At 34.5% G+C, this 22,960-nt stretch carries 23 protein-coding genes and 1 tRNA gene; 8 read left to right on the forward strand and 16 right to left on the reverse strand.

The features are described from left to right. The first annotated feature begins 125 nt into the window (after nucleotides 1-125). A complete protein-coding gene (locus G3A47_RS09130) occupies nucleotides 126-668 on the forward strand; it encodes an SRPBCC family protein (RefSeq protein WP_166921854.1) in 543 nt (180 codons plus the stop codon). Between the two features lie 3 nt (nucleotides 669-671). After that, nucleotides 672-890, forward strand: a complete 219-nt coding sequence (locus tag G3A47_RS09135) for a DUF4287 domain-containing protein (protein WP_166921855.1) — start codon at nucleotides 672-674, stop codon at nucleotides 888-890. Between the two features lie 281 nt (nucleotides 891-1,171). Here the strand turns inward: G3A47_RS09135 and G3A47_RS09140 are convergent, their stop codons facing one another. The 6 genes from G3A47_RS09140 to G3A47_RS09165 all read right to left on the reverse strand — a co-directional run bounded on the left by G3A47_RS09140 (nucleotide 1,172) and on the right by G3A47_RS09165 (nucleotide 7,669). Further along, on the reverse strand, nucleotides 1,172-2,914 hold the full coding sequence (locus tag G3A47_RS09140) for a S41 family peptidase (RefSeq protein WP_166921856.1): 1,743 nt from the start codon (nucleotides 2,912-2,914) through the stop codon (nucleotides 1,172-1,174). A 35-nt stretch (nucleotides 2,915-2,949) separates the two neighbouring features. Beyond that, entirely contained in the window at nucleotides 2,950-3,672 is a 723-nt protein-coding gene (locus tag G3A47_RS09145; protein ID WP_166921857.1) for an outer membrane beta-barrel protein, read from the reverse strand. Between the two features lie 1,010 nt (nucleotides 3,673-4,682). Further along, nucleotides 4,683-5,894, reverse strand: a complete 1,212-nt coding sequence (locus G3A47_RS09150; RefSeq protein WP_166921858.1) for an MFS transporter — start codon at nucleotides 5,892-5,894, stop codon at nucleotides 4,683-4,685. Nucleotides 5,895-5,952: 58 nt separating this feature from the next. After that, on the reverse strand, nucleotides 5,953-6,822 hold the full coding sequence (locus G3A47_RS09155) for a helix-turn-helix domain-containing protein (protein ID WP_166921859.1): 870 nt from the start codon (nucleotides 6,820-6,822) through the stop codon (nucleotides 5,953-5,955). Nucleotides 6,823-7,220: 398 nt separating this feature from the next. After that, nucleotides 7,221-7,478 carry a hypothetical protein gene (locus G3A47_RS09160; RefSeq protein ID WP_166921860.1) on the reverse strand — a complete coding sequence of 86 codons (258 nt, stop codon included), beginning with the start codon at nucleotides 7,476-7,478 and terminating at the stop codon, nucleotides 7,221-7,223. A 117-nt stretch (nucleotides 7,479-7,595) separates the two neighbouring features. Then, a tRNA-Met gene (locus G3A47_RS09165) sits at nucleotides 7,596-7,669 on the reverse strand. A gap of 155 nt (nucleotides 7,670-7,824) precedes the next feature. Here G3A47_RS09165 and G3A47_RS09170 point away from each other — a divergent pair. Then, entirely contained in the window at nucleotides 7,825-8,217 is a 393-nt protein-coding gene (locus G3A47_RS09170) for an START-like domain-containing protein (RefSeq protein WP_047773995.1), read from the forward strand. A gap of 54 nt (nucleotides 8,218-8,271) precedes the next feature. Next, nucleotides 8,272-9,111 carry an aminotransferase class IV gene (locus G3A47_RS09175; protein ID WP_166921861.1) on the forward strand — a complete coding sequence of 280 codons (840 nt, stop codon included), beginning with the start codon at nucleotides 8,272-8,274 and terminating at the stop codon, nucleotides 9,109-9,111. On the opposite strand, the gene G3A47_RS09180 is transcribed toward G3A47_RS09175, so the two are convergent. The 7 genes from G3A47_RS09180 to G3A47_RS09210 all read right to left on the reverse strand — a co-directional run bounded on the left by G3A47_RS09180 (nucleotide 9,108) and on the right by G3A47_RS09210 (nucleotide 14,774). Beyond that, the gene (locus G3A47_RS09180; RefSeq protein ID WP_166921862.1) at nucleotides 9,108-9,668 is read right to left on the reverse strand and encodes a YqgE/AlgH family protein; all 561 of its coding nucleotides are present in this window, start codon (nucleotides 9,666-9,668) and stop codon (nucleotides 9,108-9,110) included. The genes G3A47_RS09175 and G3A47_RS09180 overlap by 4 nt on opposite strands. 128 nt (nucleotides 9,669-9,796) lie before the next feature. Further along, entirely contained in the window at nucleotides 9,797-10,069 is a 273-nt protein-coding gene (locus tag G3A47_RS09185; protein WP_012022249.1) for an HU family DNA-binding protein, read from the reverse strand. 181 nt (nucleotides 10,070-10,250) lie between these two features. Then, nucleotides 10,251-11,198 carry a methionyl-tRNA formyltransferase gene (gene fmt / locus G3A47_RS09190; protein WP_166921863.1) on the reverse strand — a complete coding sequence of 316 codons (948 nt, stop codon included), beginning with the start codon at nucleotides 11,196-11,198 and terminating at the stop codon, nucleotides 10,251-10,253. Continuing rightward, nucleotides 11,198-13,093 (reverse strand): RecQ family ATP-dependent DNA helicase, encoded by a 1,896-nt coding sequence (locus tag G3A47_RS09195; RefSeq protein WP_166921864.1) that lies wholly within the window; start codon nucleotides 13,091-13,093, stop codon nucleotides 11,198-11,200. The genes fmt and G3A47_RS09195 overlap by 1 nt, the downstream gene beginning before the upstream one ends. A 64-nt stretch (nucleotides 13,094-13,157) precedes the next feature. Further along, the gene (locus tag G3A47_RS09200; RefSeq protein ID WP_166921865.1) at nucleotides 13,158-13,691 is read right to left on the reverse strand and encodes an AAA family ATPase; all 534 of its coding nucleotides are present in this window, start codon (nucleotides 13,689-13,691) and stop codon (nucleotides 13,158-13,160) included. A 233-nt stretch (nucleotides 13,692-13,924) separates the two neighbouring features. Continuing rightward, nucleotides 13,925-14,356: a hypothetical protein gene (locus tag G3A47_RS09205; protein ID WP_166921866.1), complete on the reverse strand. Its 432-nt coding sequence runs from the start codon at nucleotides 14,354-14,356 to the stop codon at nucleotides 13,925-13,927. Nucleotides 14,357-14,432: 76 nt separating this feature from the next. Continuing rightward, the gene (locus G3A47_RS09210) at nucleotides 14,433-14,774 is read right to left on the reverse strand and encodes a hypothetical protein (RefSeq protein ID WP_166921867.1); all 342 of its coding nucleotides are present in this window, start codon (nucleotides 14,772-14,774) and stop codon (nucleotides 14,433-14,435) included. 411 nt (nucleotides 14,775-15,185) lie between these two features. Between G3A47_RS09210 and G3A47_RS09215 the strand changes: the two genes are divergently transcribed. The 4 genes from G3A47_RS09215 to G3A47_RS09230 all read left to right on the forward strand — a co-directional run bounded on the left by G3A47_RS09215 (nucleotide 15,186) and on the right by G3A47_RS09230 (nucleotide 18,511). Beyond that, nucleotides 15,186-15,482 (forward strand): DUF493 family protein, encoded by a 297-nt coding sequence (locus G3A47_RS09215; protein WP_166921868.1) that lies wholly within the window; start codon nucleotides 15,186-15,188, stop codon nucleotides 15,480-15,482. A 3-nt stretch (nucleotides 15,483-15,485) separates the two neighbouring features. Then, nucleotides 15,486-16,214 carry a DUF4290 domain-containing protein gene (locus G3A47_RS09220; protein WP_166921869.1) on the forward strand — a complete coding sequence of 243 codons (729 nt, stop codon included), beginning with the start codon at nucleotides 15,486-15,488 and terminating at the stop codon, nucleotides 16,212-16,214. A gap of 94 nt (nucleotides 16,215-16,308) precedes the next feature. Further along, nucleotides 16,309-17,622: a UDP-N-acetylglucosamine 1-carboxyvinyltransferase gene (murA, locus tag G3A47_RS09225; protein WP_166921870.1), complete on the forward strand. Its 1,314-nt coding sequence runs from the start codon at nucleotides 16,309-16,311 to the stop codon at nucleotides 17,620-17,622. Nucleotides 17,623-17,635: 13 nt separating this feature from the next. Then, a complete protein-coding gene (locus G3A47_RS09230) occupies nucleotides 17,636-18,511 on the forward strand; it encodes a cation diffusion facilitator family transporter (protein WP_166921871.1) in 876 nt (291 codons plus the stop codon). A 729-nt stretch (nucleotides 18,512-19,240) separates the two neighbouring features. Here the strand turns inward: G3A47_RS09230 and G3A47_RS09235 are convergent. The 3 genes from G3A47_RS09235 to G3A47_RS09245 all read right to left on the reverse strand — a co-directional run bounded on the left by G3A47_RS09235 (nucleotide 19,241) and on the right by G3A47_RS09245 (nucleotide 22,898). After that, the gene (locus tag G3A47_RS09235; protein ID WP_166921872.1) at nucleotides 19,241-21,724 is read right to left on the reverse strand and encodes a DUF5686 and carboxypeptidase regulatory-like domain-containing protein; all 2,484 of its coding nucleotides are present in this window, start codon (nucleotides 21,722-21,724) and stop codon (nucleotides 19,241-19,243) included. Between the two features lie 71 nt (nucleotides 21,725-21,795). Beyond that, a complete protein-coding gene (gene aroQ / locus G3A47_RS09240; RefSeq protein WP_166921873.1) occupies nucleotides 21,796-22,209 on the reverse strand; it encodes a type II 3-dehydroquinate dehydratase in 414 nt (137 codons plus the stop codon). Between the two features lie 125 nt (nucleotides 22,210-22,334). Then, nucleotides 22,335-22,898, reverse strand: coding sequence for a porin family protein (locus tag G3A47_RS09245; protein ID WP_166921874.1), 564 nt, complete (start codon nucleotides 22,896-22,898; stop codon nucleotides 22,335-22,337). Nucleotides 22,899-22,960: the final 62 nt, after the last annotated feature.

Genomic DNA, 22,960 nt, shown 5'->3' on the forward strand with positions numbered 1-22,960 from the left:
AATGACGGAATTGACCATCATTGTCCTTTTTTGAACCATTTAAAGTTTTAAGGATCGGCTACCTTTGATCCTTGTCAGGAAATGATTATTAATCATTATAAAGCAAAACTTAAAAACGAATGAAAATGTTTCTATTAAAAATTTTGGTTGTAGTAGTTGTTCTAATAGCGGTACTATGTATAATTGCGGCGTTTGCTCCTAAAAAGTATACCATCAAACGCGAGATTACGATTAATAAACCTGCTGAAACGGTATATGAATATCTTCGGTTTCTCGGTCATCAAAAGGAATTTAATCAATGGCTAAAGTATGACCCGAATACTAAAATTGAATTAAAAGGAAATGCAGACGGACAAGAGGGGGCTATTCTCTCTTTTGAAAGCCAGCACCAAAAATGCGGAACAGGCGAATTTGAAAATGTTCGTCTCGTTAAAGACAAACAAATAGATTTTAAGATCCGATTTATGGCACCTTATGTTTTTACTGCCGACGGAACTTTATACACCAATACGGTTAATGAGAATCAAACGAATTTGGTATGGGAGTATAAAAGTGGTAAGGACTGGCCGCTGAATATTATTTTATTATTTATAAATATGGATAAAATTATTGGTGCCGATATCGAGAGTACCATGAGAAATATAAAAACTAACACTGAAAAACTATAAACTATGTCATTTGCAGCGTATCTAAAAAACATCGAAGAAAAAACAGGTAAAACACCTCAGGATTTTCAACTTCTTGCTGAAGAAAAAGGCTATACAGAAAATGGAAAACTTGGTCCGACTATTAAAGCCACCAATATTATCAATTGGTTAAAAGCCGATTTTGATCTGGGACATGGGCATGCGACCGCCATGTATGCCTATATTAACGGAAAACGGGAATGATAGTATCGCTTATTATGTTACTTCTGAATAAAATTTTGGGTAACAATGTCAGATGCTTTTATAAGGCTTATTAAAGCAATAACCCCCTTGATCATAAAGGTCTAAGGGGTTGTTGTTATGTTCGGAACAGTAGATGGTTTTTTATTATAAGGAAAAGATTTCTTAATACTCTTCTTTACAAATCACAATAAAGATGTTTTCTTTTTAAATGAATTTTTAGGAATGACAGTCGATAAAATTAATTATGTAAATAATTTTTGATTTGCCGTTCCTATTAAAAATCATTTTGAAGAAAGATATTTAATCGCTTCCTTCAAAGTTCTGTCAATATGAGTTTTCGGTGTGTTTTTCATTTGATTAACCTCTTCTTCTGAAGGTGGTGCAACATAAATATCAGGTTTTATGCCGATACCTTCGATAACATTTCCATTTACATCTTTTGTAGCCATAATCGGAATATAAAAAGAAAGTTTATACAAAGAATTTCCGTTTTCATCTTTATCAATAAAACCAATTTTATCCTGGCTGCCACCGTTAAATTGATCTGAATTATCGGTTAAACCTGAAGTTCCCCCGCTACTGTAATCTCCTATCGAAATGGCACCTTGGGTTTTCCAGATTAATGTGGAAATCTCAGACATACTAAGAACTCTCTTATCTGTCAATACAGTCATGGGAATATTTGTTGGAATATTGAACTGATGGGGACTTGTCTTTATGGGAACCCAAGGGGTATAATTAAATTTACCATTTCCTTCTTTGGTTCTTTGATATCCCCATACGGTATTTTTAGTAACAAAGCGATTTGTGAAATAATTGATATCTACCACCATTCCGCCACCATTGCCTCTTAAATCAATTATAATTTTTTTTATTTGTCCTTTATGCAACGGATCGAAAAAATTCTGATATACAGGTGCTTTGTTTATAAAGTCTTTTGTGTCTTTAATAAAAGTATCAAATTTATACGCATTTGTATATGAATTCATCTGCTCTATAAACCAGTCTATATAGGGATCGCTCTCTTTTGTTCTTAGAGTACTATATTCTTTTTCATCAAGATAATTAGGTACTAAAAGAAAATTTTCAAGTATTTTTTTTGCATTATCAACAAAAGCTGTAGTGACAACTTCGGTTTCGGTATTTTTAAATGCATTTACATTTTTATTAAATATTTTAATCTCAGCTTCATTTGAACGAATAAATGAATTATAGGCATTCAAAATATTCAGAGTTAAGTCTTTTAGTTCTTTTCTTAGTTTTTCGTTTTTAATGGCTGCCAATTGAGAATTATTTTCTATTTCTGTTGCAGTTAAAAGAGATTGATTAAAACCAGCATCTAAATTTAGATATTTGTTGGAAGAAAAATTAATTTTTGTACCTAAGTATAATGAAAATTCATTATAAGTAAAATAGTAAATATCCGGATTAGTTCTCAAACTTCCCATTTGATATATAAGATTTACTCCCATTTTTTCATCTTTATAATTGCCTTCAATATAATTGTCTCCAAGTAAATCCTTCATATAATTAAACCGATCATCAAATTCGTAAAAAAAAGCATTTTTGGTTTTCATGCCTCCCTCGTAGTAAAAAAACAACCAATATTTTCCGGCTAATCGATTGGGTAAACAATAAGAAAAGGTAAAATGACGGTCAATAATGGGGTCTATAATATCGGTAAAATACTGATTTGCTAATCTTGCATCAGTTACAATCTGTTCAACCGTAAACCCATCTGCGTTATACGATTTTAAAGCAGCAAACTTAGGGTAGTACTCTGTATAAATAGCATTCCAGTCCATTCTGTCTTTATTGTTTTTTTGCTCATAAAAATAATTATATCGCTGATTCATTACCGTCCAAAAGACCTTGAAAAGTTCCGCATAAGATGTTATATCTTCGCTAGTGTATCGGTTAGCTTCGGTTATCGAAACTTCGTCATCTTTTACGCAGGAATTAAGAGTTGTAGCTAAAAAAAGTACTAGGATCCAAGTAATATGTTTATTGAAAATTCTTTTCATTGGTAAAATTCTTTATCTTTTTGTATATGGATGTTTTAATTAAATAAGTAGTTGACTCCTATAGAAATCATATAAGAACGACTTGACATTTTTTGCTCTTTATTCTCAGTCTTATAAATATTAGATAATCCATATTGATGCGTATAGGATCCAAACACATCAATCTTTTTAAAAGAATATCCTAATTGAATCTGTCCTTGCAGGCCATATCCCAATCGACTCAACTGATTCTCATTTTTTTTAAAATCATATGTATCGGATACCTTTCTATATATGTCATAATAGCCGAAATCCGGAGGTATTTCACCAAAAACAGGATAATTCCCTTCGCGCTTCAGACTAAGCCAGTAATCGGTATAGACGCCACCTGACAACTTAAGCCAGACGCCGCTACTTTCATACGGGTTGTTTAAAACATAGGTTCCTATCATGAAGGGGACACTTAAAAAATTGCTGTTGTATTTGGTATACCAGCCAGATCGGGTTCCGGTTCGACTAAATTCATAGTTTTTCTGTAAGAGAGAAATACCGGTAGAAACAAAAAGCGTTTTCCAAATCATGTATTCTCCTGAAAGATTCACTCCTATACCGTAACGCCCTGTGTATTTTGAGTCTATTAAATTAGAAAGGTTAGCATGCATCACATTGTAGGTATATCCTACGTCTAAACCAACCTTGAATAGTTTTTTTTGAGCGAAAAGACCTTTGCTTACAAGGAACAGGCAAAGAAACAGTGCCCAGCATGTTTTTTTCTTCATAATTAGTATCGTTTTTTATTGATTAGTTATGGTTTAAAAAGCTACTATGTTAAAATTTCGATTTAAATAAAGGTTATGTTTTTAGTCAAAAAGCGAAATAATGTTTAGCTCAAGACAGCAATGTTTTTTTGTATTTTGGTAATTCAATACTTTAGAACTATTAAAATTTAAACATCATTAATCAAACATAAAAAGGGGTACAGAGAAAAAAAACAGTAAAATGATAATTGCAAGCTTTAAATTGATAAAAGTTAGGAATGAAATGGAATTTAATTTTTCTGAGCTAAAAAGTTGTCTCATGTTAGCTTTTGTTATTCCTCTCGATATAAAAGATTTTGCGGGTGTTCGATACTAGTATGAAGTTTATTTAAATTAATAAACCCTTAGATCGATATTGACTAAGGGTTGTTGTTGGAGTAGGAATCGGAGTTTGAAAAAAAAGAGCCCGGGATTCATAATTCTGAGCTTTATGGATTTTGCATCTGTCCTTTTTAGGGAGATAATTCTATAATTTTTTTGGTAATCTATATGTATATATCTTGTCAGAGAAGATTCCGATTTACTCGCTGAAATATGATTTTGCAAAATCCCGTGCAAAATCTTCTAATTTGACTTTCCTTAAAATGTTTTTTATAGTAGTCTTCATATAACAATCCGGTTCCTTGACTATCCTGCATTTCGATAAAACCGTGTGCGGTCAGTTCATTAAATTCAATTTCTAGCCAATTAGACAAGAGTTATTCGTTTGTTAAAACGACCTATTCCAATTCTTTTTTATTGATGGCTTTGCCAATAGCAGCGTCAATTTTATTTAGAGAAATTTCATCACTGGCTATATGCACTCTTGAGAAATTCAAGATCAAACATATTTGCAATAGCTGCTTTTCTTTGTGGGGTACTGTTAATGACCATCACATTATGTCCGTTTAGCAATAACTTTTTTACAAGTGGTTCTCCCAGATTGATGATAGAAACTGTTAAAGCAATTTTGTATCTGATTAGTTACTAATTTATTGAAGTTCCTTTTTCGATGATTGAAGAAGGCTAAGGATGGCCAGTAAGCAGCTAAACGCCCCAAATAGGTAAATGGACTGATAGCTAAACCAACCTGCGATTAAACCGGCAATTGGGCCTGCTAATCCTAGTGCGAGATCAAAAAAGGCTGCATAAGCTCCAAGAGCTGTTCCTCTCATTTGTGGAGGGACTTTTCGTATAGCCAAGACACCAAGAGCGGGAAAAACAAGAGAAAATCCGATGCCGGTTAAGGCGCATCCTAAAATTGCAATCCAGCCATTAGGAGAAAGACCGATACATAACTGGCCAATAATTTCAATTAAAATAGAAACGATCGCGACCTTAAACCCACCAAAACGATCCGGATAAGAAGAAAAAAGTATGCGGGTCAGTATGTAGCACCCTCCAAAAAGCAGAAATCCAAAAGAAGTACCGCCCCAGTTTTTTTGAGTAAACAATAAGGCAATAAAGGACGCGATACAGGCAAAAGCAATGGAAGAAAAGGCTAGTGCTAATCCTTGTGGGAACACTTTACTGATTACCTTGTAAAAAGGAGTTCTGATGTGTCCTTTATGTACAGGAACTGCAGGCAATTGTTTGGCAGCTGCCCAGCTGATCAGTGCTAATAGTAGAATGGTTGTGAAAGCAATTGTGGTACCCGATTGGACAATCCATAGACTCAATGGTGCGCCTATTGCAATTCCTGCGTACATAGCGATGCCGTTCCAGGTCATTACTTTACCTGAATTCTCCTGGCCCAGAAGCCCGATTCCCCAGGTCAGCATTCCGGTTACCAAAAAGCTTTCGGCTATTCCGTGTACTATTCGGGATGCGACTAACAAGCCAAGAGACAGTAAAGGATATGTTTTGCATACACTGGCCAGTATATAAAAAAGACCGGCCAGTAGAACTAATAAAATGCCGCGCTGAGCACTAATTTTTGAACCTAGAACATCTGTGGTTTTTCCGGCGTAGGCACGGGTAAGTAAAGTGGCGAATGCTTGCAGGCCAATGATAAGGCCAACAGTAAGATTGCCAAAGCCCAGTTCTTGTTTTACGAAGCCCGGTAGTATTCCTAAAGATACTCCAATCGTAATGTAGACACCTAATACGGTTACAACAATAAAAGTGAGGAGTTTTGTTGTAGCACCGGATTGAAAATTTTGTTTGTAATTGCCATTGTTTGTGATGGCGCTTTTTTCTGTCATAATTTTGCTTTATATTATTTGATAATTTTATAAGGCAAAATTAGTAGAGCAGTACGTCTTAAGGGGTGTTAATAGCAGGGTTGGTATTGGACAAATTATGGTTTTGTAATCTAAATTCAGTTGCGGTTATGCCAATATTCTTTTTGAAGAACCGGGAAAAGTAAGTATGATCTTCGTAACCCAATTCAAAAGCAATCTGTTTAACATCTAGTTCTGTATAGTATAACAATCGTTTAGCTTCTAAAAGGATCGTCTGCTGAATCCAATAACTTACAGTAAAACCTGTAATCTGTTTTACGATTTCATTTAAGTATAAAGGAGTAATATTTAATAAAGAGGCATACACCTGTACTTGTTTGTATTCTTTATATCTGGCTTGTACCAGTTGTTTGAATTGATTAACGGTGTGGTTCTTTTGCCCGCTGATACTATTTTTAGAACTGTGCTCCTGAATTAGTGCTCCCGCAAGAAGACCGGCTATCGTATCGACCAGAGAGTATTCTATCTGATCTTGAAAAAACTCACTTTTCTGTTTTATCAGAGTTTCAATTATAGGAATTAGTGAAAACAATGAGTTGTCATCTGTTAGTTTGATTCCCTGATTCGTATTTAAATGGGTGTTAAAAATTTTGGTATATTTCTCTGAAATTAAAAGTGGATCCATAAAAAGAAACCACCCTTTGCATTTATGCTGGCTTAGATAACAGTGAACTTGTCCCGGTGCCACAAAATAGGCACAGGAACCGGACATGGTAATTTGTTTGAAATCCAGCTCCCAAAGAAAAGTTCCCTCTGTTTGTACAATAAACATATAATGGTCATCACGATGGGGTAATTGAGCATTTGCTGAAAGTTCACCAAATGGAGCAATGTGTATTCCTATGGTTTTCATTTCATCTCTGTGGATCTCAATGTAGGGTAGGCTCATAGTGCAATTCAGATTAAGAATTCGGCAGAGAATAAAATGTATGGGTCTCTTCTTTAAGTAAAGATACTATAATTGGCTGTTTCTTCTAATTTGATGACATCTTATTTAAGTGTCCGAAACCTAGGTTATGATTGACTTTGTCTTATTCTTAATATGCCTGTTTATGATGGAATGGCAGCCCTGGAGGGGCGTTGTATTTATAGATGGAATTTAAAATAATGATGTTAAGCTCCGGAGGAGCGGCATGTTCAATTTATTTTTTGCTTAATCCACAAGTTTTGCATCTGATCCGGATTTTCGTGTTGATCCGGAGAAAACGAATAAATGACCGGCTGCCTTTTGAGGTTTTGGCAGAAAAAAAAATGATATTTCTTTGTTAAAAAGAAATTAGTGAAAGTTTATTCCTCCTTTTCTAAATTATCGACCGCAGAAATCTGATCCAATATATTGGTTTGGTTAGGAGAAATGTAGTTTTTTACTTCGCTTGCGTTTTCTTTTTTGAAAAGAATGTCTAATGCATTGTACAATCTTAACAAAACTTCCTTGTCTTCTTTTTCAATTTCTAAGGCAGTATTAAAATTAAAAACGTAATTATTCGAATTGCGTACTTCTACTTTTATCGTTTTTGATGTGATTTTAAATTTGACTATATCCATTGTTTGTAAATTACTTAGTTGACAAAACGCTGTTTTATAGGGATTTATTGTTGTCGCTTTTGAAACAAAATCCCAATAAAAAACCCCTAATCAATTGATGATTAGGGGGTTATTTTGTAGCGAGGACGGGAGTTGAACCCGTGACCTCAGGGTTATGAATCCTGCGCTCTAACCAACTGAGCTACCTCGCCAAGACTGCTATCAGGAATCATTCCCTCATTGCGGGTGCAAAGATAGAAATAATATTAAAGCAAACAAGCATAAAATGAAGAAAAAAAAATATTTTTAAAAATGCATTGTTTTCGGACATATATTCTTATATTTCCAAAAAAAATAAAAGTAGCTCATGGATACAAAAATACGTTACGAAATCGAGTTTCCCATAAATTCTTCGCCGCAACTATTATATCAATATATATCAACTCCGTCTGGTTTATCAGAATGGTTTGCCGATAATGTAAACTCAAGAGGAGAATTTTTTACTTTTATCTGGAATGATTCGCAGGAAAAAGCACGTCTGGCTTCTAAGAAAACAGGTGAAAAAGTAAAGTTTAAATGGGTTGATGAGAGTAGTAAGGATACGGAGTACTTTTTTGAATTGCATATTTTAGTCGATGAATTGACTAAAGATGTATCATTAATGGTAGTCGATTTTGCTGAAAAAGAAGAAGTTAGCGAAGCTAAACAATTGTGGGAAAATCAAATCTCAGATTTGAAACATCTTATAGGATCTGTTTAGTAAAAGTCTATTTTAAGCCTTATATTTGCCCTGAACAAAATTCAGGGTTTTTTTATGATCAATTTTAATGGAAACATAGTAGCACAGGACGAGAATGTATTAACTCAAAATCGTGCTTTTTTGTATGGAGATGGTGTTTTTGAAACACTAAAAATAATCAACAACAAGATATTGTTTCTTGAAGATCATTATTTCAGACTGATGGCCTCCATGCGAGTGGTGAGAATGGAAATTCCAATGAATTTTACAATGGAGTATTTTGAAGAGCAGGTTTTAAAAGTAATCCGTGAAAATAAATTTTCGGCAGCTGCAAGAGCGCGAATTACCGTTTTTAGAAATGATGGAGGTTTGTATTTGCCAAAAACAAACGATGTTTCGTTTTTAATTCATGCAACTGCTCTGGAAAACGCTTTGTATAGCTTAAATAAGGCTTCTTATGAAGTTGATTTGTATAAAGATTTCTATGTGGCCAAACAATTGTTATCGTCCATTAAAACGACTAATAAGTTAATTAATGTTACGGGGAGTATATTTGCTCACGAAAATGGTTTGGACAATTGTATTCTGGTAAATGATTCTAAAAACGTGGTTGAGGTGCTACAAGGCAATCTGTTTATGGTTGTGGGTAAAAAACTAAGTACGCCACCCGTTTCTGAAGGTTGTCTGAACGGTGTAATGCGTAAGCAAATTTTAGCATTGGCTAAAAAAGTAGAAGGGATAGAGGTGGTTGAAGAAATAATCTCACCTTTTGATCTTCAAAAAGCAGACGAGTTGTTTTTGACAAATGTAATCACAGGAATACAACCGATAACTAAATACCGAAAAAAAGAGTTTACAAGTAATCTGGCTCATTTGTTAGTGCAGAAACTAAACGAGTCCATATCTGAAAATTAATTCAGATATGGATTTTCAGGTGCATTAGACCAAATAAGGTAATCTCCTCCCAACTCAATTATTTGCTCTTTCCAAAAATGAGTGGTGGATTTTCCAATAATTTTGTTTTTGTAATTGTTATCAGCAATAATCCACGAGTTTCCTTGCATTTCATTTTCGAGTTGATTTTCATCCCAACCGGTATAACCCAGGAAAAAACGAATATTATTTTTGTTAATAGATCCGTTGTTTATTAAGTCCTTAGTCGATTCAAAATCACCTCCCCAATAAATGCCATTAGAAATTTCAACACTATTCGGGATCAATTCCGGAATATTGTGAATGAAATAAAGGTTGTCCTGTTCTACAGGTCCTCCATTATATATCTTGAAAGAAGCTTCGATCTCAGGTATCAGGTCATTAATAGTGTACTTTAAAGGTTTATTAATGATAAAACCTATTGATCCTTCTTTGTTATGGTCTGCTAATAAAATTACCGATCTGTTAAAAGATAAATCTCCAATTATTGAAGGCTCGGCAATAAGCAGGTGTCCTTTTTTTAATTTTTCTGAAATCATACGGTTACAATTTTTATTAAATTTAGTTATAAAATTTCTAAAAACCCAAATAAAATCGTTAAAGCGTACAAAAAAACCCTCCATATGGAGGGTTTTGATTATATTATAAGTTTAGAGAACTTTCTTACTTAGTTCACTGCACCTTCTAATTCAGCACCAGCTTTAAATTTTACTACATTTTTAGCAGCAATTTTGATAGTTTTTCCAGTTTGTGGATTTCTACCGTCTCTTGCAGCTCTCGCAGATACTGACCATGATCCGAAACCTACTAATGAAATTCTTCCTCCTTTTTTCAAAGTAGTCCCTACATTACCTAAAAAAGACTCCAAAGCTAATTTAGCCGCAGCTTTAGTAATTCCTGCATCAGCAGCGATAGCATCGATTAATTCTGATTTGTTCATAATAATTAGTTATTAATTGTTGGTTAAAAAATAAATTGTTAATACACAAATTTAGTAGGAAATCCGTTCCTTGCAAGTGTTTTCCATAGATTTAGCAAAAATTGTTGATAACTTGCTTTTTTTGTTCATAAAGCGTGTTATTTGTCGACTAAAACAGGTAAAAACCCCTGTTTTATTGGACTTAATGAACCTTTGCTGCCTCAGAAAAAGTGATCCCATTTAGCAATTCTGCCACCTGCATTCTCTTTTTTCCGGGTAATTGCAAACTTAAAAGCTGAATAAAGCCTTCTTTAACTGCAATTTTGATCTCTTTTTTGCTGCTAATCAAGCTTCCGACTTCATAAGAATGGGGCTCGGAAACTAGTTTGGCTTCGTATATTTTGATGCTTAATTCCTCATTTTTATCATTCAGAAAACACCATGCTGCCGGATACGGACTCAAACCGCGAATCAGATTGTTGATCTCTTCGCCCGATTTTGTCCAGTCGATCTTGCAGTTTTCTTTGTTTAATTTGTAAGCTGTTTTTATGTCAGCATTGTCTTCCTGAATAGTTGTTGTGATATTTCCTTTTTCAATAACCTGTAAAGTGTCAATTACAGTCTGGCTTCCTAAGTGCATTAATCGATCGTGTAATTGTCCTGCATTTTCTGCTGGATCAATTGCGATTTCTGAATTAAGGATCATTGCCCCGGTATCTATTTTGTCATCGATAAAGAAGGTAGTAACCCCGGTTTTGGTTTCTCCGTTAATAATAGCCCAGTTGATCGGTGCTGCACCGCGGTAATTTGGCAATAAAGATGCGTGGAGGTTAAAAGTGCCTAAAGCCGGCATTTCCCAAACTACTTTTGGAAGCATTCTAAAAGCAACAACAATTTGTAAATTGGCATTTAGCGCTTTTAATTCTGTTAAAAAACCTTCGTCTTTTAGATTGGTAGGTTGTAATAAAGTCAGGTTGTTTTCGAGTGCGTATTCTTTTACTGCGGAATATTTTATCTTTTGTCCGCGTCCCGCTGGTTTATCGGCAGCAGTGATAACACCTACTACATCGTAATTGTTTTTGATAATGGTGTCCAGAATGCCAACCGCAAATTCCGGAGTTCCCATAAATATAATTCTTAATTTTTCCATTATGTTTTTAAAGTGTAAGTGTTGTTGGATTGTATGATAATGTGATTGTTTTCTAATAATTCCTGAAGCACCAAAATAACATCCTTACTGTCCAGTTTTATTTGGGACTGAATTTCTCTAGATGTCAAAGAAGCAGATTTTAATAAAAACAGAATTTTATCGGCTATAGAATCGGCTTCGGTTATTTTGTCTTTTTTTGTGATGCAATAGGAGCAAACCCCGCAATTTGATTCTGCTTTTTCTCCAAAATAATCCAGAATTAAACGGTTTTTACAGGTTTTGTCCTCTTTTATATAATGAAGAACAGACAAAAGTTGGTCTTTTTTAAGCTGATTTTGTTTTTCCAGATATTTTGATACTCTGTTTATGGTGCGATCATCTTCCCGAACTTCGTTAAATAATATAGTGGCGTCGTTGTTTTTAGATTTGTATTCGATGATTTCTTTGTCTCTTAATTTTTCTAAAACAAGCGTAACCTGCTCTTCGGTATGGTTTGATTTTTTTGCAATGAGTGAAAGATTAAAAGGAACTTTCATTTCGTGTATTCCCGGATAGGTTCTCAAAATAGCCAAAATGATTTCTTCGTCATTTCGATTCAGACTCATATAGCGAATCACTTCTTTCGACTCGATTAGAAACTGCATCGTTATTTTTTCTGAGAATTCCTGAGACATGGTAATAATACTTTGCTGGTTTAGAAACTGCAAAGCATTGTATGTTTTTAAAGTAGGGAAGTCGTATTTCTGACAGAAATGATTCAGTTTAAAAGAAAAAGAATCATCTAAACCTTCTCCATATGCGATCTGAAAATAATTGCAAAGTTTGATGTAAACGGCATTCAGGAATTTTTTGTCGGGCAAAATACTCAAGAATTGCTGTTCGGTCTGGTTGGTGTCTGATGGGCTGGTTAGTAATACAGCAAAAGATTTGCCTCCATTTCTTCCTGCTCTTCCGGATTCCTGGTAATAATTTTCTATGTTTTCCGGTAGCTGGGTGTGAATAACCGTTTTTACATTGTCTTTGTCAATTCCCATCCCAAATGCATTTGTTGCTACAATGACCTGTGCTTGTTCGGACATCCACAACTGCATGTTTTTGTCTTTTTCTTTAGACGAAAGACCACCGTGATAATAAGTGGCTCTAAAACCCAATGATTGTAATTGTGTTGAAATGTTCAAACACGATTTTCTATTGCGAACGTATATAATAGAAGGTTGCGGGTTTTTCTTTAAGATTTGTTCGACACGATACAGTTTGTCCTCCACTTCAAAAACCATGTAGGCAATATTTTCTCTTGCAAAAGACTGCTGGAAAAATTTAGTGTCTTTTAGATTGAGCTGTGTTTTGATGTCTTCTGCAACTCTGGGCGTTGCGGTAGCGGTCAAGGCTAAAAAAGGAATTTTGGGGAAGAATTTTTTAAGCTCAGAAATTTTCAGATAGGCCGGACGAAAATCGTGTCCCCATTGCGAAACACAATGCGCTTCGTCTATCGCGATTAGATTTATGGGGAGGTTTTTAATTCGTTCTAAAATCCAATCTGATTGTAGTCTTTCCGGAGAGAGGTATAAAAACTTGTAATTTCCGTATTGACAATTGTCCAGAAGATCAATGATTTCTTCGGTGTGAATTCCACCGGTAAGTGCAATCGCTTTGATTTCTCTTTTCTGTAAATTGGCAACCTGATCTTTCATTAGCGCGACCAAAGGCGAGATCACCAGGCAAATTCCTTCCTGCATCATAGCCGGAACCTGGAAACAAATAGACTTTCCACCACCCGTTGGCAACAGGGCAAAAGTATCCTGACCGTCTAAAACCGAATCAATAATTTCTTTTTGCAGCGGTCTGAAACTGTCATGTTTCCAATATTTTAATAGAATTTCCTGCGCTTCGGGCATTGGTCTTGTTTTAAAGTTAAAAAATTTAGAAATCAGTTTCTAGTTTTACAACTTTAAAACAGGCCTAAATTTTATCTAAGATATAAAGAATTCTGTTCTCAACCGTGTCTTTAGGGACTTCGATTAAGTCGTAGCCGTATTTCTTATAGGTCTCAACCAAGTGATTTTGAATTTTTACAGCCTGATCAAAATTCTCGTAACGCTCGGTGTCGCTTTCGTAGATTTCTTCCCAGGGTGGTAAAATAAAAATTTTAGAATATTTAATGTCCTCACAGGCTTTTACAAAATGCGCGGGATATTCATCGTTAATGTAATCCATATAAGCGACAACATCAGGAATTCCGCGATCTATAAAAACAACGTCGTCAGTTTCTTTAAGCGCATCTTCATATTGTTTAATACGTCCCTGAAGTAACATTTCGCTAAACAATAAAGGCTGCTCTAAAAACAATTGATCAATACCTCGTTGTTGTGCTTCGAGTGTAACTTGTCTTGAAATTTCAGGATAACAGCAGTAGCCACGAGCTACCAATTCGTTAATAAGAGTAGATTTTCCCGTTCCCGGGCCACCAATGAGAACTATGATTTCTTTTTGCACTTTCTAAAAATAAAGCGCAAATTTACCTAAACTTATTCGGAATTAAAAAGAATATTTCTCAGAAACGAACGATTTCGTAATTTCGGTTGAAAAGGGTGCTGTTTTTGGCTTTATCTGCGATGCTTTGCGATATATAATCGGGGCGGTAAAACGTTGGTGTGCTATTTGGTGTTAAAATGTAAGGATGTGCTTATTTTGGGGATTGTTTTAGCTGACTATTATAATAAGCATAGTTAATCAGATTTTTTGTTTTTTAATTGGTTCTCAAAAAGATAACTCAAAGTAAGTAAGATAGGAAGCGCAATCCATGCTGTAAATGCTAATTCTAATCCATTTTGCCCTCCGCTTCCATAACAAATTATTGATTCGTTTGTAAAGAAACGTGCTAAACAGATTTGAAGAGACATATATTCTATACTATTGAATAGGTTAAGTTTAAATAGTGTTGGTTTATTGGTTTTTTTAATATTTCTAATAAAAAGAAAAGGAGAAATTAACGCTGCTACTGTAGTTAGGATCCATAAATAATGCCAGAAAGTATCACAACGAACACCGCTTTTTTCGAACATAAGCTGAATACCAAAAAATAGGATTGCTGTAAAACCAGGGATAAAAAAGCCTACTGTGCAAAATTTTATTGTGGGGCTGGTAAAATCGTATTTCATAATTTGTATCAAAATATTTTTATTCGCAAGAAAGATATTTACTGAAATACAAAAATCATTAGTTAAAAAGATAATTTTAATTGTATCCGCCAAAAAAGTGAGTAACGAAAGCGGATATCAGAAAAAGAAAAGCAAAAAATAGCAGCAAAATTAAATTGGTATTTTTAAGTAAAACTTTCTTTTTAGTACTGAAGCGGCTGGTTTCTATTATCAAAAAAACAATATAAAGGAAAAGTAAAATAGTCGAAGTCCATACTAAGAACATTGCTTTTTCCTCACGGGCATTACTAATGCTTTCAATAATCGGAAAAAGAATAATAAAAGGGACACCTAATCTGATGGCTAAGTGCAACAATAAATTGGTCTCTTCTTTTGGGGTGCTTTTCAGATTGTTGTTGTTGTTTTCAATTGAATCCATTGGTTCGTTGTTCGTTTTTTTGCATTGTCTAAGGGTTTTAAGAGCTTGAAAAAGAAATAGGATTAGGGTGCTTTTTTTAAATATATTAAGGGAATAATACAAGTTTGTAAAGTTTTTCAAATGTAAAAAGTTCGATGCGAGTTTTAGAACTTTTTCAGCTTTAAATTAACTTTAGTTGTAGTATAATTTGTGAAATTTGTGACAAAAGGAAATAAGCGCATTTAGTATATTCTGTGTTGTGAAAAATCTAAAACCTAAAATCTGAAATCCAAAAACAATTGTGGAGTGAAATTTTAAGACAGTTGAAGTCAAGAGATGAATAATCAGGTTTAGGTTAAAATCTAAAATCTAAAATCTAAAATCTAAAATCTAAAATCAAAACCGTATATTTGCGTTTATTTTAAAGTACGCATGGAGAACGATAAAGAAAAAAACACCGCCGAATTTTACGAAAGATTAAAAGTTGAGTTGGATAACTCAAATACCTGGCCAGCTGAATACTTGTACAAATTTATAGTTCCTTCCGTTGCTGATAATGTTGAGAGAGTCGAAAAAGCTTTTGATCGTATGGGTGCGGTTATCAAAACAACAAAATCTAAAACAGGTAAATTCACCAGTGTTTCTGTAGATGTTACAATGAACAGCGCTGATCAGGTTATTGCTAAATACAAAGAAGTTTCTACAATAGAAGGTATAGTTTCATTATAACTTATGAACGAAAAATATAAAAAAGAAGCCGCAAAAGATGTTGTTTTCAATTTAGAATATAATTCTGAGAGACAACGTTTACTTATTCCCGAATATGGTCGTCATTTGCAAAAACTGATTGATCAGGCGACGGTTATTGAAGATGCTGAAACGCGCAATAAAGCGGCAAAGTATATCATTCAGGTAATGGGGAGTTTAAATCCGCATTTACGTGATGTGCCGGATTTTCAACATAAATTGTGGGATCAGCTTTTTATCATGTCTGATTTTAAATTAAATGTAGAATCTCCGTATCCAATTCCGTCTCGTGATGTATTGCAACTGAAACCGGATGTTTTACAATATCCGCAGAACTTTCCAAAATACAGATTTTATGGGAACAATATCAAATATATGATTGATGTTGCCAATAAATGGGAGGATGGCGAAATGAAAAATGCTTTGATTCTGGTGATTGCCAACCACATGAAAAAATCATATTTAAGCTGGAATAAAGACACCGTAAAAGACGATGTTATTTTTGAGCATTTGTATGAATTGTCAGGTGGAAAAATCAATTTACTGCAAAGTACAGAAGAACTATTGAATACTACTGATTTATTACGTACAAACAAACGTATTTCTAATAAAATCACACCAGCCGGACAACCAAAAATTCAAAGCAACAAAAACAACAATAAAGGCGGGAAGTCAAAATCTTTTCAGAAAAATAATAATCAAAAGAACGTATAAAAAAAGCGGCTAAGTTGCTAAGTGAATAAGTTTCTGAGTTTTCAGAGTCTTAGAATCTCAGAACCTTAGAAACTCAGAAACTCAAAAAAAGAATATGGGAATTTTTAAAATTGAAGGAGGAATACCTTTAAAAGGAGAAATCACTCCACAAGGAGCAAAAAATGAAGCGTTACAAATTTTATGTGCGGTGCTTCTAACAGGAGAAAAGGTAAGAATTAATAATATTCCTGATATTATCGATATCAATAAATTAATCACTTTGTTGGGTAATTTAGGGGTGAAGATTCAAAGAAATGAGCCGGGTTCTATTACATTCCAGGCTGATGAGGTAAACGTTGGTTATTTAGAAACTGAAGCTTTTAAAAAAGAAGGTGGAGCACTTCGTGGTTCTATCATGATTGTTGGACCGCTTTTGGCTCGTTTCGGAAGAGGATATATTCCAAAACCGGGAGGGGATAAAATTGGTCGTCGCAGATTAGATACACACTTTGAAGGTTTTATTAATCTTGGGGCAAAATTCAGATACAATAGAGAAGATCACTTTTATGGAGTAGAATCTCCTGAAGAAGGTCTTACAGGAACAGATATGTTGCTTGATGAGGCTTCTGTTACCGGAACTGCAAACATTGTAATGGCAGCAGTTTTGGCAAAAGGAATTACAACTGTTTATAATGCTGCCTGCGAGCCTTACTTGCAACAGTTATGTAAAATGTTGAACTCTATGGGAGCAAAAATTACCGGAGTTGGATCGAACTTGTTGACGATTGAAGGTGTTGAAAGCCTTGGTGGTTGTGAGCACAGAATTCTTCCGGATATGATTGAAATTGGTTCTTGGATTGGTCTTGCGGCTATGACAAAAAGTGAAATTACAATCAAAAATGTAAGCTGGGAAAATTTAGGTTTGATTCCGAATACATTCAGAAAATTAGGAATCACCATTGAAAAACGCAATGATGATATTTACATTCCTGCTCACACTAATGGGTATGAGGTAAAAACAGATATTGACGGTTCTATCTTAACTATTGCAGATGCGCCATGGCCAGGATTTACACCTGACTTATTGAGCATTGTTTTGGTTGTGGCAACACAGGCAAAAGGAGATGTTCTTATTCACCAAAAAATGTTTGAGAGCCGTTTGTTTTTCGTAGATAAATTAATTGATATGGGAGCAAAAATTATGTTATGTGATCCACACAGAGCGGTGGTTATGGGGCATAATTTCGAATCTCAACTAAAAGCTACCACAATGTCATCTCCGGATATCCGTGCGGGAATTTCATTGTTAATTGCTGCTTTATCAGCAAAAGGAACAAGCACAATTCAAAATATTGAACAAATCGACCGTGGATACGAGCGTATCGACGAGCGTTTAAGAGCTATTGGAGCAAAAATCGTGAGAGCGTAGATAAAAATCTCAAATGACGAATGAACAAAAAGCTATAAAAGCTACTTATTTTAGTATAGCTGGAAACACCTGCCTCGCCCTTGTAAAAGGACTGGCAGGTTTTTTTGGCAATTCTTATGCCTTGATTGCCGATGCGATTGAGTCCACAACAGACATATTTTCTTCCTGTCTGGTGTTATTCGGAATCAAGTATTCCAGTAAACCGCCAGATGAAAATCATCCTTACGGGCATGGTCGTGCCGAACCCTTAATTACCTTTCTGGTCGTTGGATTTCTAATTACTTCGGCTACAATTATTGGATATGAAAGCATTGCCAATATTCAGACACCTCACGATTTGCCAAAAACCTGGACATTATATGTTTTGGGTTTAATTATTCTGTGGAAGGAATATTCCTTTAGATTGGTAATGAAACGCAGTAAACAAACCAATAGTTCCTCGTTAGCAGCAGACGCCTGGCACCATCGCAGTGATGCGATAACTTCGGTTGCTGCATTTACCGGAATCTCAATTGCTCTGGTTATGGGGAAAGGCTACGAATCTGCAGATGACTGGGCAGCGCTTTTTGCCGCTTTATTCATATTGTACAACAGCTATAAAATTTTCAGACCAGCGCTTGGAGAAATCATGGATGAAAATCTAAACGATGATTTGGTCGAAGAAATACGCATAACTGCCTTAACTGTTGAGGGCATTTTAGGAACAGAAAAGTGTTTTATAAGAAAAGCAGGCATGCAATATCATGTTGATCTACATGCGATAGTGTCGGCAAAAATTTCAGTAAAAGAAGGCCACGAGTTGTCTCATAAATTACAGGATACCCTAAAAGAAGTAATTCCGCAATTAGGTAATGTTTTGATTCATATTGAGCCTGATGATTATCATTAGAGAAGTTGCTAAGTTGCTAAGGTTCTCGACTTCGCTCGAATTGATAAAATGAGTTTCTAAGTATAAAAAAATCGGCTTGTTCTTTAAAAGAATAAGCGGATTTTTTTTAGGGCATTGAACAGGTAAATTCAGAAGTAAGAGCCCAAAACCTGGATCATGATTGACTTTCTCTTATTTTTAATGTGTCTGTTTATGGTCAAATAACAGCCCCGGAGGGGCGTTATATTTATAGATAGAATTTGAAATAATGACGTTAAGCTCCGGAGGAGCGGCATATCTCAATTTATATGTCGCTCCTCCGGAGCTCCCGTTGTGTTGAAAATATCTGCTATAAACATGTCGCTTCTCTGAAGCTTAAGAAATGTAACAGTGAGTCATGTTGGTCTAAAAAGTATTTAAAATTTCTGTATTAGATTTATTTAAAAACGGGATTGCGAACCACAAAAATGTCATTAAAAAATAATGGAATCTCGTTTTTGTCTGTTTTACAGAAAAAGAAAATAAATTCAGAAGAAAGAGCCCAAAAAGCTAAGTTGTAATTGACGTTGTTTTATTCGGAATACGTTTAAACTTGCATTAAGGTTTTTAAAGAAAACCTTAATGTAAAGAATATCGTTTCTATTTTTAATTACTGTTGTCAGTTCGAGCGAAGCCGAGAACCGGTAAAGTACCTCAAAAACTCAGAATCTAAGTAACTCAGCACCTTAGTTACTTAGAACCTTTTTTCTCCTAATCTAAAACATTAAGAATTTTCAAGCCAAAAACAACCCCGTTTTGTTGGATGCCACCTTGGTAAGAATGTACATAATCTATTCTGAAAAGTTTAAATTTTCCGAATCCCAGATTGTCTAAACCGACTGTAAGTTCGGTGTAGGGCTTTCTGTCCGGAAGGGCTAATGAGTGAAAACCTAAGTTCAGGGTTGATTTTAATAAATTTAATAACGGAATTTTATTCATAATAAATCCGGTGTCATTGTATTCTAAGTGACTTTCAAAATAACTGTCGTTAGTACTGTTGGTATAATACGGCATTAAGTTGAAAACATTTAAGTAGCGATCACTTGTTCCGATATGAGTCTGATTCCCGTTAAAGTGTTTGTAATCTACAAAAGAGATGTTATCAGCATTAAAGAACTTTCCTGCTTTGAAACTGGTTCCCAGTAATCCTTTATTGGCTAAAGACAAATCATATTGTATTAAAGTTGTGATTTTGTCGAATTCATACTTTTTCTCATTTGCAGCAAAAGCTTTTTCATAGTTTAAATACAGCGTAGGGTATTTGTCGTTTTTGACATTAAATTTTCCATTAGGTCTTGAGATGTATTTGTTCCCGAAGTTAATTTTGGCACTTAGACCGGTTTTGAATAAATGGTGCTTATTGAAGGCAGGAGTCTCGTAATCATTAGGCGCCAGCGGATTATTGGAAGAGTAAATGTCGTCTTTTTTAAAGAAGGAATAATCGGTGGTGTTAAAAAGTGGTTTTCGTTGTTCGTACGCCATTTTAGCACTCAGGTTTATACCGTTTGCAACATCTTGTGAGTAGTTAATTTGGGCAAATTCCTGATTGTAGAGCTTCATGTAATTGTCTTTGAAAAACAACGAACTTAGAGAGTTTACAATTTTAGAAATAGGTTCCGCACCATTAAACTGTAAGGCTTTTGTTCCTCCCAACGCACTGATTGTTGCATGGTTTATGTTGTTGAATTTATGATAAAATTGTGCTGTAGCGCGGAAACGTTGATCTGAAAAACCATAATTAAAGGTGGTTTTGATCAACGTACTTTTTCCGTTTTCTTCATTCCATTTTCGAAAAGAAAAGCCCGAATCAAAATTAAATCCCTGAACGGTATTAAAACTTAAAGAAGCGATGTCTAACAAACCATCGTAAGTAAAAGAATGTTGTTTGTAGGTATTCTTGTAATCGTAGCCTGTTAAAATATCCAGTATTTTAAATTTGTTGTTTTTTGCATCGACAGAATCCGTGTATTTTTGAGATTTTCTAATAATTTGAAGACTGTCTTTTTTGGTGTAGTCGTTACTTTCTTCAATGGTTAGCGGAATAGGGCGAATCTCATTCCAGAAGGCATTGTCTTTTTTGTTGGCATTGGCCTCAAAAGCCACAATTTCATTGCCGAAAGTTTTCTTTGCAAAAGAGTCCGGGAAATCATAATTAGAATAAACATAATTAAAATGTGCCGAAAATTTGATTCCGAACAGACCGGCCTTGAATGATAAAGTTTGTGCGTTTTTGGACCAGATTTTATTTTTTGAGTTGTAGCTAAAGCTTTGTTTCAAGTTCATAACTTCAGTAAGTTCGTTTTTCATTCGATACCCTTTGATATCAAAATCTACGGCATACAAAGCAAAACTATCGTCAACTATATAAATGTAACCTTCAAAAACAGGTTCTTTATCGCGTTTTGGGATTACTTTTATTTTATTGATTTCCTGATTATTGGAATCGAAAAAGGTTCCTTCAAGTTTGTATTTGTAATAATTGAAAGCATTATCGGCTAAGGGAGAAATTAATTTCACATCAAAGTCTAATGTATTTTCATAAAAATCATAAGTAGATAAAGCGGCTGTATTGTAGCTGTATCCTCTGTTGTTTCCGGAGATTTTAGAGGCAATAATTTTCTCTTTTAGTTTGTTGGGTTTTTCAAAAGTAAGTTTCGAAACGGTTTCAGAGAGGTATAGAATTCCTGTTCCGGTCGAATCCAGATTGGAAGCCATATCGGCACCAAGATCTATTTTTTGCCCTAATATTTTCTTAGGCAAATCTTTGACTTTAAACATCCCCTTCGAATAAAAATCGGCTGTATATCGTGCTGTTTTTTGGGAGTTTTCTTTTTTATTGGCAATGGCACTTCTGATGATGGCATTGGCAGGATTGTTTTTAGGATCGATGACGACCTCATTTAAAACAAAATTTTCTTCCTGCATTTTCACATCCAATGTTTTGCTGTCAGGTGAAACGGTAATTTTTTGAGTTTTAAAACCTAAGTATTGAAAAGTAATTTTGTTTTTGCCAATTTCTTTTACAGTAAGTTGGTATTTGCCCTGTTCGTTGGAGGTGGTGCCGCTATAAGTGTTTTCTTCAAAAACAGAAACGAAGGGCAATGGATTTCCTTTTTCATCTGTAATGGTCCCTTTAATTTGGGCAAAGTTGCAAAGTGAAAAAAGAAAAAAAGTCAATAAAATATAGTTTCTCATAAAAAGTTGGTTATTCTACAAAAATAGAAGAACTTAACAGCGAGTCTATTAAAGATTTGTTAAATGAAGTATTACAAAAACGATTGAATTGCCAAATCATAACTTTTTAAACCAAAGCCCAGAATAACACCTTTGGCATTCCCGGACAAATAAGATTGATGCCTGAAAGACTCGCGGGCGTAAGTATTTGAGATGTGAACTTCAATAACCGGCGTGGTAACTGCTTTCATAGCATCGCCTAAACCAATAGAGGTATGGGTGTAAGCTCCGGCATTTAAAATAATCCCGTCAAAGGTAAAACCGTATTCCTGGATTTTACCAATCAGTTCTCCTTCAATATTGCTTTGGTAATAAGAAAGTTCAATGTTTGGATATTTTTCCTGCAAGGTTTTAAAATAATCTTCAAAAGTTTGACTTCCATAAACTTCCGGTTCTCTTTTTCCTAAAAGATTCAAATTGGGTCCGTTAACAATGCAGATTTTCATAAGTTGATTTTAATTTAATTAAGTTGCCTTTTACATTTTACAGGAAACATTTTACAAGAAATGTAAAAATAAAAAAACCGCTCCAATTAATAGAACGGTTTTAGTAAAAGTATGTGATATTATTTTTAGAATAACATAATTCCGGCTGAAATTTGGAATACAGAGTTTTTAAGGTCCGCTTTAGAAGAAACTTCTGTTAACCCAAAACCATAACGACCTTGAATAAAGATACCTTCTGTGATCTTTAAACCAAGTCCTGCATTAAGTGCAAAATCAAAAGTTTTAGGATCTTGAACATCAAACTCTTTCTTGTTGCTTAATAGGAATGATGCCTGTGGACCAACTTCTAAACTTAGAGATTTTGTTACATAAATTTTAGCCATTACCGGAATAGATAAATAACCTAATTCATTTTTAAATTCTTTTCCTGCATTTTTATATGAAGCTCCTTGAGTAGAATATAAAAGTTCAGGTTGAATAGAGAATTTTTCTAATAATTTAACTTCGGCAACTAAACCTGCGTGATAGCTTGTGATACCACTTTTGCTATAATCTATTCCGCTAAAACTAGCATCTCCGGTTTGATTTGCAAAGTTAGCTCCTGCTTTCACACCTATTTTTAATAATTGTGCCTGAATTGTTGCTGTTGTTGCAAGGAACAATGCAGCTGCTAAAAGTATCTTTTTCATAAAATTGTTTTAAAATTAAAGTTGTTTTATAAATCAAAACTACGGAATTAGTCTTTTATTGT

Origin of the sequence: Flavobacterium poyangense (genome assembly GCF_011751075.1) — a bacterium.
Taxonomy (GTDB): domain Bacteria; phylum Bacteroidota; class Bacteroidia; order Flavobacteriales; family Flavobacteriaceae; genus Flavobacterium; species Flavobacterium poyangense.

Bases quoted from the DNA above. Each gene is read 5' to 3' on its own strand.
- G3A47_RS09130 (WP_166921854.1), top strand. From the start codon at position 126: ATGTTTCTATTAAAAATTTTGGTTGTAGTAGTTGTTCTAATAGCGGTA.
- G3A47_RS09135 (WP_166921855.1), top strand. From the start codon at position 672: ATGTCATTTGCAGCGTATCTAAAAAACATCGAAGAAAAAACAGGTAAA.
- G3A47_RS09140 (WP_166921856.1), bottom strand. From the start codon at position 2,914: ATGAAAAGAATTTTCAATAAACATATTACTTGGATCCTAGTACTTTTT.
- G3A47_RS09145 (WP_166921857.1), bottom strand. From the start codon at position 3,672: ATGAAGAAAAAAACATGCTGGGCACTGTTTCTTTGCCTGTTCCTTGTA.
- G3A47_RS09150 (WP_166921858.1), bottom strand. From the start codon at position 5,894: ATGACAGAAAAAAGCGCCATCACAAACAATGGCAATTACAAACAAAAT.
- G3A47_RS09155 (WP_166921859.1), bottom strand. From the start codon at position 6,822: ATGAGCCTACCCTACATTGAGATCCACAGAGATGAAATGAAAACCATA.
- G3A47_RS09160 (WP_166921860.1), bottom strand. From the start codon at position 7,478: ATGGATATAGTCAAATTTAAAATCACATCAAAAACGATAAAAGTAGAA.
- G3A47_RS09170 (WP_047773995.1), top strand. From the start codon at position 7,825: ATGGATACAAAAATACGTTACGAAATCGAGTTTCCCATAAATTCTTCG.
- G3A47_RS09175 (WP_166921861.1), top strand. From the start codon at position 8,272: ATGATCAATTTTAATGGAAACATAGTAGCACAGGACGAGAATGTATTA.
- G3A47_RS09180 (WP_166921862.1), bottom strand. From the start codon at position 9,668: ATGATTTCAGAAAAATTAAAAAAAGGACACCTGCTTATTGCCGAGCCT.
- G3A47_RS09185 (WP_012022249.1), bottom strand. From the start codon at position 10,069: ATGAACAAATCAGAATTAATCGATGCTATCGCTGCTGATGCAGGAATT.
- fmt (WP_166921863.1), bottom strand. From the start codon at position 11,198: ATGGAAAAATTAAGAATTATATTTATGGGAACTCCGGAATTTGCGGTT.
- G3A47_RS09195 (WP_166921864.1), bottom strand. From the start codon at position 13,093: ATGCCCGAAGCGCAGGAAATTCTATTAAAATATTGGAAACATGACAGT.
- G3A47_RS09205 (WP_166921866.1), bottom strand. From the start codon at position 14,356: ATGAAATACGATTTTACCAGCCCCACAATAAAATTTTGCACAGTAGGC.
- G3A47_RS09210 (WP_166921867.1), bottom strand. From the start codon at position 14,774: ATGGATTCAATTGAAAACAACAACAACAATCTGAAAAGCACCCCAAAA.
- G3A47_RS09215 (WP_166921868.1), top strand. From the start codon at position 15,186: ATGGAGAACGATAAAGAAAAAAACACCGCCGAATTTTACGAAAGATTA.
- G3A47_RS09220 (WP_166921869.1), top strand. From the start codon at position 15,486: ATGAACGAAAAATATAAAAAAGAAGCCGCAAAAGATGTTGTTTTCAAT.
- murA (WP_166921870.1), top strand. From the start codon at position 16,309: ATGGGAATTTTTAAAATTGAAGGAGGAATACCTTTAAAAGGAGAAATC.
- G3A47_RS09230 (WP_166921871.1), top strand. From the start codon at position 17,636: ATGACGAATGAACAAAAAGCTATAAAAGCTACTTATTTTAGTATAGCT.
- G3A47_RS09235 (WP_166921872.1), bottom strand. From the start codon at position 21,724: ATGAGAAACTATATTTTATTGACTTTTTTTCTTTTTTCACTTTGCAAC.
- aroQ (WP_166921873.1), bottom strand. From the start codon at position 22,209: ATGAAAATCTGCATTGTTAACGGACCCAATTTGAATCTTTTAGGAAAA.
- G3A47_RS09245 (WP_166921874.1), bottom strand. From the start codon at position 22,898: ATGAAAAAGATACTTTTAGCAGCTGCATTGTTCCTTGCAACAACAGCA.